This is a genomic window from Kribbella sp. NPDC051137 (genome assembly GCF_040682535.1).
Taxonomy (GTDB): domain Bacteria; phylum Actinomycetota; class Actinomycetes; order Propionibacteriales; family Kribbellaceae; genus Kribbella; species Kribbella karoonensis.
The window spans coordinates 600,879-611,708 of record NZ_JBFBBI010000005.1 but is presented as its reverse complement, the minus strand read 5'-3'; the positions used below and the strand labels follow the sequence as shown (position 1 = coordinate 611,708).

Annotated in this window: 8 protein-coding genes; 5 read left to right on the top strand and 3 right to left on the bottom strand. The window is 70.2% G+C overall.

What is annotated here, in order from left to right; translation table 11 throughout:
* Positions 1-44: 44 nt before the first annotated feature.
* The 5 genes from AB0M51_RS28855 to AB0M51_RS28835 are packed head-to-tail and all read left to right on the top strand — an operon-like array spanning position 45 to position 7,738.
* The gene (locus tag AB0M51_RS28855) at positions 45-797 is read left to right on the top strand and encodes an N-acetyltransferase (protein ID WP_344189508.1); all 753 of its coding nucleotides are present in this window, start codon (positions 45-47) and stop codon (positions 795-797) included.
* A gap of 33 nt (positions 798-830) precedes the next feature.
* Positions 831-3,101, top strand: a complete 2,271-nt coding sequence (locus AB0M51_RS28850) for a glycosyltransferase (RefSeq protein WP_344189510.1) — start codon at positions 831-833, stop codon at positions 3,099-3,101.
* A complete protein-coding gene (locus tag AB0M51_RS28845) occupies positions 3,101-3,925 on the top strand; it encodes a hypothetical protein (RefSeq protein ID WP_344189512.1) in 825 nt (274 codons plus the stop codon). Before AB0M51_RS28850 ends, AB0M51_RS28845 begins: the two co-directional genes overlap by 1 nt.
* Positions 3,918-5,594, top strand: a complete 1,677-nt coding sequence (locus AB0M51_RS28840) for a hypothetical protein (RefSeq protein ID WP_344189514.1) — start codon at positions 3,918-3,920, stop codon at positions 5,592-5,594. The genes AB0M51_RS28845 and AB0M51_RS28840 overlap by 8 nt, the downstream gene beginning before the upstream one ends.
* Complete coding sequence (locus AB0M51_RS28835) at positions 5,591-7,738, top strand: glycosyltransferase family 2 protein (RefSeq protein ID WP_344189516.1); 2,148 nt, start codon at positions 5,591-5,593, stop codon at positions 7,736-7,738. The genes AB0M51_RS28840 and AB0M51_RS28835 overlap by 4 nt, the downstream gene beginning before the upstream one ends.
* Here the strand turns inward: AB0M51_RS28835 and AB0M51_RS28830 are convergent.
* The 3 genes from AB0M51_RS28830 to AB0M51_RS28820 form a co-directional block, all read right to left on the bottom strand.
* Positions 7,735-9,126, bottom strand: a complete 1,392-nt coding sequence (locus AB0M51_RS28830; protein ID WP_344189518.1) for a class I SAM-dependent methyltransferase — start codon at positions 9,124-9,126, stop codon at positions 7,735-7,737. The genes AB0M51_RS28835 and AB0M51_RS28830 overlap by 4 nt on opposite strands.
* A gap of 92 nt (positions 9,127-9,218) precedes the next feature.
* Positions 9,219-10,268: a pseudaminic acid synthase gene (gene pseI, locus AB0M51_RS28825; RefSeq protein WP_344189520.1), complete on the bottom strand. Its 1,050-nt coding sequence runs from the start codon at positions 10,266-10,268 to the stop codon at positions 9,219-9,221.
* A complete protein-coding gene (locus tag AB0M51_RS28820) occupies positions 10,265-10,771 on the bottom strand; it encodes a GNAT family N-acetyltransferase (protein WP_344189522.1) in 507 nt (168 codons plus the stop codon). Before AB0M51_RS28820 ends, pseI begins: the two co-directional genes overlap by 4 nt.
* Positions 10,772-10,830 lie beyond the last annotated feature (59 nt).

Sequence of the window (10,830 nt, the reverse complement as noted above, 5' to 3'; positions counted from 1 at the left end):
GCGCCACGAACGCAACGTGTCACTCCGTGTAGGCTTTGCGGCCTATGAGTTGGTACGAGGCGCTTGAGGCTGGTGAGCTGACGGTGCGGCCGTCGGTTGATGCAGCGAAGCGGTTCGGGGTCTCGATCGATCGGATGTCGGTGTCCGCGTCGGCCGGTACGCCGCTGGCGGACGTGCTGGCCGCGGTCGAGAGGTCGACCGCCGACGTGATCGTGCTGCGGTACCCGGCCCGCGAGACCACCTGGTTCGCGGCGCTGGCCGACGGTCCGCGGCGGGCGCTGCTCGCCGACACGGTCGTCTGCTGGGCGCTCCCGGTCGGCAAGGGCCGGCGCCCGGCGCCGCTGGCCGGATTCAGTACCGAGGTCGAGGCCGACGTCGACGACGAGCTGGTGGACGACCTGGTCGCGGACGTCTTCGGTGACTCCGGCAACCACTACTGCTCCGACCCGGTGTTCGACCGGTCGAAGGCGCTGGCCGGCCGCCAGGAGTGGGCCAGGCAGCGGATCGCCGAGGCGGGTGCCGTCGTACTGCGAGGTCCGGACCGGCGGATGCTCGCGCTGGCGGCGCTCGACCAGCAGCACTCGTGGACCGAGATCCAGCTCGCCGGTGTGGTCCCCGCCGAGCAGGGCCGTGGCCGGTACGGGCATCTGCTCGCCGCGGTCGAGGACGCCTGTACGACGCGGCGCCTGGTCGTCACCGCCCAGGCCCACCAGACCGGCATCCAGCGGATCTGGTCCCGGTACGGTTTCGAACCCGTGCATAACCTCCTGACGGTGCACCTCGTTGCCGCTACGTAGACGAGTAACTACGGCGAGGGAGGGCACACCGGAGTGACGCCGCGGTTGAGCGTGGTGGTGCCCTTCTACGGGGTCGGCGAGTACCTCGGAGACTGCCTGGAGTCGATCGCCCGGCAGGCCTGGGGCGACTTCGAGGCGATCCTGGTGGACGACGGATCGCCGGACGACAGTGCGGTCGTCGCGAAGGAGTTCTGCGCCCGGGACCAGCGGTTCCGGCTGATCCAGCAGGACAACGCCGGTCCCGGCCCGGCCCGCGATGCGGGGATCCGGGAGGCGACCGGGGAGTACCTGGCGTTCGTCGACGGCGACGACCTGGTGTCGACGTACGGGTTCGCCGCCCTGGTCCGGACGTTGGACCGGACCGGCTCGGACTTCGCCGGCGGTAACGCGCGGCGGTTCAACAACAGCTTCGGCGTCCGGCCGTCCTGGTTGCACAAGCAGCCGTTCGCGCGGGTCCGGCACGCCACGCATGTCACCGAGTTCCCCGACCTGGTCCTGGACCGGATGCTGTGGAACAAGGTGTACCGCCGCTCGTTCTGGACCGAGTACGGCTACACCTTCCCGCCGATCCGGTACGAGGACTACCCGGTCGCGCTCAAGGCGCACCTGGACGCGGTCACCGTGGACACGATCACGCAGGCCGTCTACTACTGGCGCGAACGCGAGTCCGGCGAGTCGATCACCCAGCAGAAGTTCCAGCTCGGCAACATCCGGGACCGGGTGACCTCGGCCGGGATGGTTCTCGACCTGGTCGAGGACGCCGTACCGGTGGTCCGCCGGCGGGTGCACGCGCACCTGGCGCAGATCGACGTACTGACGCTGATGTCCGCGTTCGGGTCGGTGCCGGCCGACGACGAGCAGGCGCTGGTGGACCTGTCCCGCGAACTGCTCGACCGGCTCGACGAGGACGTACTCGCGAAGACCCACCGGTACGACCGGATCCAGCACGCCGCGCTCCGCTCCGGCGACGTCGACCTGCTCCGCCGGCTCGCGGACTTCCGCAACGCCGGCGGTCTGCGCGGCGGGGCACGGGCCGCGCAGCGCGGGCGGCGGCTCGAGTACAACTACCCGGGCCTCGGCGAGTCCGCCGTACCGCGTCGGCTGTACGGCGTGCGCGACCAGGACCTGTCGCTCGCGACCAGCGTCCGCGAGGTCGGCTGGGTCGACGGCCGGCTGTCGATCAAGGGCACGGCGGAGATCCGGCACCTGGAGACCGACCGTACGTCGACGCTCGAGATCGCGCTCGCCGTCGGCGCGACGTCGTACCCGCTGGAAGTGCGCCGGTACACCGCCCTGGACCTGCACGGGACGCAGACGCTGGTCGGGTTCGAGGTGCTGCTCGATCCGGCGCTGCTCGCCGAGTGCACCGGAGCTCCGGCGCATTTCGAGGTGCTGATGCGATCCGGGCGGCGGGAACGGAAGGGCATGCTCGGCGGTCAGGGCCCCGGCAGCCCGGGCTGGCCGCCGGGTGCCTGGATCGACGCGACGAACTGGATCCAGCCCGGCCCGGGGAAGTACGGCTGGTTCTCGCTGCGGCGGCTGACCGATCCGTGCCGGCTGACCGCGGCCGAGCAGGTCGGCGACGACCTGGTGCTGCACGGGCGGTCCTCGTTCGACGAGCCTGCGCTGTTCCTGAGCCGCCCGGTCGTCGGCGGCGAGGAGGAGATCCCGCTGGAGGTCGACGGGCGCGACTTCACCGCCCGGCTGCCGCTGCGGGACATCCTCGACGCGGCCAACCACGACGACCCGTTCGGCCGCCGGACGACCCGCGTGTTCCGGGTCCACGGGCCCGAGGAGGAGCAGCGCGTGCTCTTGTGGACCGCGGGCGACACCGCGCTGACGCGGGTCGTGGACGATCGGATGGTCACGCTGACCCGGTCCACCGGCGGCTACGTGAACCTGCACGAGTCGCCGATCCGGACGACCGCCTTCGCGGCCGCGGTCGAGGGCGACGAGCTGGTGGTGCGCGGCGCGGGCGGCGACGCGACCTTCAGCTGGCGGCGGTACCTCACCGACTCCGACGACCACCTGGACGTCGCCTGCCGTCGTACGACGACCGCCGACGGCTGGAGGGTGGCCGCCGACGTGGCCGCGCTCGTCCCGGTGACCGCCGTCCAGGTCTCCGTCGATCCACTGGCCGCGCTGGCGGACTGGATCCTGTTCGCAACGTCCGCCGACGGTACGGCGCACGCCGTCCAGTGTGAGCCGTTCCTGTGCAGCCGGTTGCCCTTGGCAATTACCCACGGCGCGCACGCGCTCGCCGTCCGACCCCATGCCGGCACTCTGCACGTCGAGGTGCGCTGATGCATCACCACAACCACTACTACGGTCAGACGCACATCCTGTCCCGGTACGCCGGGTTCGACTTCGACCACCCGCCGCGGCTGCGGGGGTACCTGCAGCACGGGTGGAACATCGGCTGTGGGTGGAACCCGGTGCACGAGTTCTACGACGGCGCCTGGCGGTTCACCTGGAGCGACGCTCCGAAGCGCCGCGGGCACTCGCTCGGGCGGCGGAACTACCACAGCATCGGCGCGCCGTTCCTGTACCTGACCGAGCTCGAGCCGGAGCCCGAGGAGCCGGTCGAGCGTGAGGGCACACTGTGGTTCCTCTTCCACGGGTGGGAGGGCGGCAAGATCCACGGCGACCACCAGCGGCTGATCGACGAGATCCGCGAGACCGAGCCCGGCCCGGTGACGTTCAGCCTGTACTACACGGAGTACGACCGGCCCGAGGTGCGCGGGTTCTACGAGGACGCCGGGTTCCGGGTGGTGTCGTTCGGGCGTCGCGGGTTCTCGTACGAGGGGACCGATCGGCGGTTCCTGTTCAAGCAGCTCGCCGAGCTCCGCAAGCACAAGCGGGTCGCCGCGAACCGGTTGTCGACGGCGATCTTCTACGGCATCGCGGCTGGCTGCGAGCCCGCGGTGTACGGCGACCCGATGGAGATGGACGGCGAGAACCCGCTGTTCGGCGGGCAGAGCCGGATCGAGCGGCTGTGGCCCGAGATGCTCGGCAAGTCGATCGACCTCGAGGCCGCGCGCGCGACCACCGACCTGGAACTCGGCCGCCCGTGGATGATGCCGGCCGCCGAACTACGCAGTCTGTTCGATTGGAGAGAGCGTGTCTGAGGTTCAGGTTGTCCGCGGGGAGATGCAGCCGTGGACCGATCGCACGTCGCCGCGGCCGGCGCTGGCCGCGTTGCTGACCGACGTCGTCCCCGCGAACCGGCGCACTCTGATCCTCGGACCGCACGCGCCGCAGCTGATCGAGTCGGTGCTCGCGCACTCGGCGGACGTGACGATCCTGGTCCGGTCGGTGGCGGACGCGCAGCAGCTCGGCGAGGACTTCGGGCCGTGCCTGCAGGTGATCGCGGGCGCACTCGACGGTCTGCAGACTCCGCCGTACGACGTGGTCATCGCCTCGGACGGGCTCGACCGGGTGCTCGGGTACGACAGCGCCGACCTGTCGTGGAGCGAGCGGCTCGCGGCGGTCGCCGCGCTGGCCGCGCCGGACGCGGTCGTCGTCCTCGGCCTGGAGAACGAGTTCTCGCTGCTGAACCTGCTCGACAGCCGCCCCGCCGCCGAACGCCACGGTGACGACGAGTGGCGCCCGCTGCACGACGACCCTTCGCGGCCGGTGTCGGTGGAGCAGTTGCGTACGGCGTTGCCGTGGACGGCGGAGGTGTACGCCGACTTCGCGTCGCGCACGTATGTCCGGGCCGACGTGGCGGCCAACGCCCGCCCCGGCGAATTCCCCACCCGGTTGGCCGTAGCCGCGCTGGAACAGACCGACGTACCGCTCCTGTCTCCCGCCCACGAGGGCGTCGACACCGCCGCCCGGGCCGGGCTCCTCGGTTCGATCCCCACCGGTTGGCTCGCCGTCATCGGCGCGCAACCGTCCCACGACATCTACACGGAGACAGCAGACACCGTCCTCACCGCAGACCAGAACCTCACCGGTTGGGACACCACCATCTCCGGGGAGCCTGTCCCGGCGACCGAGCTCTCGTTCGACCCCGGCGTCGTCCCCGCTACCGTCTCCGCCGGCGTGTCCGTGGAGAGCGTGCTGTTCCGGCTGGCCTCGGCTGAGGACGTGCCGGGGTTCAGGAAGCTTGCGGCTGACCTCGGGGACTGGGTGACCGAGTCGCGGGTCGTGCTGCGGTGGGACGACGTGGTGTACGACGGCGAATCCTTCGCACACGGGGTCTCGGGGTGGGTGACCGAGGAGCCTGTGGAGAAGGAAGATCTGCTGGCCGCTGCCTGGGTGCGGTTCCACGAGCGGTTGGTGGGGCAGCATCGGCGGCACCCGTGGCCGCCGTGGATGCTCGGGGACGACCTGGTGTCCGCATGGCTGGGGATGTCGGGGGTGGAGGCGCCCGAGCAGACGCCCGCCACCTCGCCGGACACGCCGCCGGCGACCAGCGAACAAGTTGCCCGAGGCAAGGAGATCGCCCGGGCCCTCGACGAGGTGCTGGGTACGGCCACCGGCACGGTCGACGTACGGACGGCCCTGGCCGAGGCCGAGGCGGCCAAGCACGAGCTGTTCGAGCTGAAGGGCCACGTCTACGGTCTCGAGCGTACGCTCGGCTTCCGCAACAAGGCGATGAAGACCCGCGAGAACCGCATCCGCGAGCTCCGCGGCCAGCTCCAGAAGGTCACCGCCGCGCACGAACGGATCCGCGGATCCCGCACGTACGCCGTGTCCCGGGTGATCTTCCACGCCGCTCAGGTCCGCAAGCCGAAGGTCGTGGCCCGCAAGATCTCCCGCAAGATCGACCGCAAGATCCGGAAGAGATGAGCGGGCCACGCCTGAGCGTGGTAGTGCCGTTCTACAACGTGGGGGCTTACATCGGGGACTGTCTCGACTCGATCGCGCGGCAGACGTTCGCGGACTTCGAGGCGATCCTCGTCGACGACGGTTCACCGGACGACAGTGCGGTGGTGGCGAAGGAGTTCTGCGGCCGGGACCCGCGGTTCCGGATCGTGGAGCAGCAGAACGCGGGGCTCGGCCCGGCGCGCAACACCGGCGTCGAGCACGCCACGGGGGAGTACGTCACGTTCGTCGACAGTGACGACCTGGTCACCCGGCACGGGTTCGGGCTGCTGATCAAGGCGCTCGACCGGACCGGGTCGGACTTCGCCGCCGGTAACGCACGGCGCTTCAACAACAGCTACGGCGTACGGCCGTCCTGGCTGCACGCGCAGGCGTTCACCGCCGAACGGCTCGCGACGCACATCTCCGAGACGCCGCAGCTGGTGCTGGACCGGATGGTGTGGAACAAGGTGTACCGGCGGTCGTTCTGGGACGAGTACAGCTACCGCTTCCCGGCGATCCGGTACGAGGACTACCCGGTCACGCTGAAGGCGCACCTGGACGCGGTGACCGTCGATACGCTCGCGGCGCCGGTGTACTTCTGGCGCGAGCGGGAGTCCGGCGACTCGATCACCCAGCAGAAGTTCCAGCTGGCGAACCTCCGCGACCGGGTCGCCTCGGCCGGGCTGGTGCTGGACCAGGTCGAGGACGCCCTGCCGGTGATCCGGCACCGCGTGCACGCGCACTTCCGGCAGATCGACCTGCACGCGATCCTCTCGGCGTTCGGCACCGTGCCCGCCGAGGAGGAGCAGCACCTGGTCGAGCTCAGCACCGAGTTGCTGGACCGGCTCGACGAGGCCGTGCTGGTGAACTCGCCGCGTCTCGCCCAGCTCCAGTTCGACGCGCTGCGGGCGGGCGACCTCGAATTCCTGCACGCGGTCGCGCTCGATCCCGACACGGCGCAGCACGCGTTGCCGCGGACGAAGACCGACTACACGCTCGCGACCAGCGTGCGCGAGGTGTGCTGGATCGACGGCGAGCTCTCGATCCGCGGGACGGCCGAGCTGCGGCACCTGCAGGCGAAGCCGTCCAGCCTGCGCATCGGCCTGGTGATTGCCGGCCGCAACCATCGGCTCCCGGTGCGGCGGTTCCCCGCGGAGGACCTGCGCGGCGACCAGAACCTGGTCGGGTTCGAGGTCCGCGTGAGCCGGGAGCTACTGGCGAAATGCCCGGCCGGTCCGTCGCACTTCGACGTTCGGTTGCGTACCGGCGGGATCCGCCGGCGGGACATGCTCCGCGGGCCGAAGGCCGGCAGCCCGGGCTGGCCGCCCGGCGCGTGGATCGACGACACGAGCTGGATCCAGCCGGGGCCGGGCAAGGACGGGGCGTTCGCCGTACGGCGGCTGGTCGACCCGTGCCGGTTGACGACGGTCGAGCAGACCCCGGACGCGCTGGTCCTGCGCGGGCGGTCGGCGTACGACGAACCGTCGCTGTTCGTGAGCCGGCCGCTGTCGGGCGGTGAGGAGCAACTGCCGTTGGAGCTGCACGGGCGGGACTTCACCGCCTGGTTGCCGATCCGGCCGATCCTCGAGGAGATCAACCCGGACGACCCGTTCAGTCAGCGGACGACGCGGGCGTTCCGGATGCGCGAACCTGGCGGCCGCGAGCAGGTGCTGCTGTGGACGGCGGGCGACCGACTGGTGTCGCACGCGGAACGCGGCCGGGTCGTGATGCTGACCCGTTCGACCGGCGGGTACGTGAACCTGCACGAGTCGCCGATCCGGACGACCGCGACCGCTGCGGTTGCCGCGGGCAACAAGTTGGTGGTGCGCGGGCCGGACTGGGGCGACGTGGCGTTCAGCTGGCGACGGTACCTGCCGGACTCCGACGACCACGTGGACGTCGAGTGCCGCCGTACCGTCTCCGACGACGGCTGGGCCGCGGTGGTGGACATGGAGGCGCTGGAACCCGCCGAGTGGATTCTGTTCGCGACGGCCCCCGACGGTACGGCCCACGCGGTCCAGTGCGAGCCGTTCCTCTCCAGCAAGCTCCCCTTGAGCGTCACCCGCGCCCCGAACACCCTCACCGTCCGCCCGCTGGCCGGCACGCTGCACCTCGAGGTGCGTTAGCGGCGCGCCACCATCAGTTGGTGGGTGACCGGCCAGTCGACCGGGTCGCCGGTAGGGGTGGTGATGGCGGCGACCGGGGCGATGCGGTTGCTGATCACCCAGTCGTTGCGCCAGGCGCGGGACGCGGGGTCGACGGTGAAGCCGGCCTGTTCGGCGACGGCGGTCCAGCCGGCGAAGTTCAGGCCGCAGAACTGTTCGTGGGTCTCGCTCAGCCAGTTGTCGACGTAGTCCTTGCGGGTCAGGAAGTCCATCGCGTCGGCCAGCCGGAGCCGGAGGCCGTTGCCGCGGACGTCGTACCCGAACGGGACCTTCGCGTTCCGCCGGAAATCGTGGGCGAACTGGAAGAACCGCGCCCGCGTGGACAGCTTGCCGACGTACGCCGCGGGGTCGTCGAGGGCTTCCAGCTCCGCCACGTCGTCCGGGTTGGCGCCGTCGCTGTCGTCCAGCCGCAGTACGACGGAACGGTCCGGCTCGTCCGGGCCGCAGACGTCGGAGTTGATCCAGACGCCGTGCGGGGCCGTGTGCGCGAACAGCGCGTCGGCGAACCGCTGCACCGTCGCGGGCCTCGACCCGTCGGCGTAGGACCAGATCTCGTGGGTGAGCGCGAGCGTCAGCGTGGTGTCGATCGACCTCGGCGGGAAGACCGCGGAGCCGAGCATGTTGCGCTGGTAGAAGTACACGTTCGGGTTGCTGAAGAGGCCCTGCTCCTTCTTGTGCACGCATTCCGCGTACAGGTGCCGGGCAACCTCGACGCCGATCAGGTCCGACTCGTGGAACCGCGGGTCCTGGTCGACGAGCTGCAGCGTCGCGCCGGTCGCGCAGCCGATGTCGAGGATCCGCCCCGGCCGCACGAAGTCCTTGATCTGCAGCCACTTCCGGTCGGCGGCGGTCTCGAAGGCGTCGGCGTACGTCTTGTAGTCGCGGGTCGTGGTCAGCCCGCCGTCGTCCCCGACCACCGGGTCGTTCACGCAGCGCGCGACGTGCGCGTCCAGGGCGTACCGCTCGAACACGTCCACGGTCGCCGGATGCGCGAGCTGCTTCCACGCGTCATTGCCGGCAGCAATCATCAGCAGCACGTCCCACGGCCGCGCCGTACCCTCCGGCTCGACCCCGATCACCTGGTACCCGAGCCGCTCGTACAACTTGCTCACCTCAGGCGTCGAACACGCCACCACGGTGTTCGCCGGCGTCAACCGGACGAGATCGTCGGTCCCCGCCTCGATCGCCTTCACCGTCACCTCGGCGAACTCGTCCGTCGGCGGCGTGTCCACCACCCCCACCACCAGCGACCGGATCCCCTCCGCCACACTGAACCGCTCGATCGCGGCTTCCCGCCGATCGAACCCCACCGGATTCCGCTTCGTCGTCTGATGATTCGCCGACGTCACCGCCCACACCACGGTCCGCCCGGCAAACCCCCGCAAAAACTCCCCTTGAAACCGAGTCAACACATGATGCCGCCCAGGAAACAGCAGGTACATCAGAGCAGGTCCCAGGTGAGGGGGGTGCCGGCGGGGGCGGCGGTGCGGAAGGGGCGGCCTGCTACCTGGGGGTAGAGGTCGGGGGCGAGGCCTCCTGCGGGGCGGATGGAGCGGACGTTGTCGGGGGTGATGAGGTCGCCGGGCTGGACGTCCTGGGTGACGTACAGGGAGCGGCGGAAGCGGAGGACGTTCTGTTCGGCCTGTTTGGGGCCGATGACCGGCTTGCCGAGGGAGAGCTGGGCCACCCGGGTGCTTTCCACCAGGAGCTCGAGTTCCCAGGGCTCCAGCGAGAAGGCCGAGTCGACGCCGCCGTCGATCCGCTTGAGCGTGACGTGCTTCTCGATGACGGTGGCGCCCAGGGCGACCGCGGCCACGGCGGCGCCGATGCCCATCGTGTGGTCCGACAGACCTACCTGTACGTCGAGGGCGTCGCGGAGGACCGGGATGCCGCGGAGGTTGGACTGTTCCGGCGGGGCGGGATAGCTCGCCGTACAGGAGAGCACGATGATCTGCTCGTTGCCGGTCGAGCGCGCGGCACGGACGGCGGCGTCGATGTCGGTCAGCGTCGCCGAACCGGTGGAGATGATGATCGGCTTGCCGGTCTCCGCCATCCCGCGGACCAGCGGCAGGTCGCCGATCTCGTTCGACGCGACCTTGTACGCCGGCACGCCGAGCTTCTCCAGGAAGTCGATCGCGGTCGGGTCGAACGCGGACGAGAACGCGACCATCCCGAGCTCCGCCGCCAGCTCGAAGATCGGCTCGTGCCAGGCCCAGGGGGTGTGCGCCTCCTTGTACAGGTCGTACAGCCGCGCGTCGCTCCACAACTCGTGCTCGGACGGCAGCCGGAACGCCGGCAGGTCGAGGTCGAGCGTCATGGTGTCCGCCGTGTACGTCTGTAGCTTCAGCGCCTGTGCGCCGGTCTCCGCGACCGCCCGGACGATGTCCTTCGCGCGCTCCAGGTCGCCGTTGTGGTTCCCGGACATCTCCGCGATGATGAACGGCTGCTGATCCGGCCCGACCGGGACGTCGCCGATCTCGATGGTCTTCACGCTTTTCCCCTTCGGCGATTCTCTTTGCGCAGGCTGATCGGTATCACGGTGAGTTCGCGTCCGCCCGCGTACCGAGTCTCCGGCGTACCTTCGGTGAACCGGAAGCGCCGGTTCATCTGCCGGACCACCGTGTTGTGCTCCAGCACCTCACCGGTGAGTACGTCGAGACCGAGCTCGTCGAACGCGTATGTCGTGGCCTCCCGCATGAGCTCGATCCAGGCCGGCAGCGTCTCGCCGCGCTCGGCGAGCCCGTCCGCGTCCAGGAAGAACCCCCACGCACCCGACGTACCGTCGAGGTCGAAGAAGTTCACCACGCCCGCGGTCGCACCGGCACGCGTGTAGATCAGCACCCGCCGCGACGGGTCGGCCGACGTCTTCGCCCACCAGGCGGCGTGCTCGTCCGCGCTGATCTCGTGGGAGGTGATGCTCACGTCCCGGTTCGCCTGCTGGTTCCGCAACCGCCGGATGGTGTCTACATCGTCGTCAGTGGCGGTCCGCAGCATGGTCCTAACCTAGCGTCTTCTCATCAAGCACCTGCGTGTGTAAACATCTTTCGACTTCA

What these genes read in the sequence shown, in the direction of transcription:
- AB0M51_RS28845 (WP_344189512.1), top strand. Translation starts at nt 3,101, where the DNA reads ATGCATCACCACAACCACTACTACGGTCAGACGCACATCCTGTCCCGG.
- AB0M51_RS28855 (WP_344189508.1), top strand. Translation starts at nt 45, where the DNA reads ATGAGTTGGTACGAGGCGCTTGAGGCTGGTGAGCTGACGGTGCGGCCG.
- AB0M51_RS28820 (WP_344189522.1), bottom strand. Translation starts at nt 10,771, where the DNA reads ATGCTGCGGACCGCCACTGACGACGATGTAGACACCATCCGGCGGTTG.
- AB0M51_RS28835 (WP_344189516.1), top strand. Translation starts at nt 5,591, where the DNA reads ATGAGCGGGCCACGCCTGAGCGTGGTAGTGCCGTTCTACAACGTGGGG.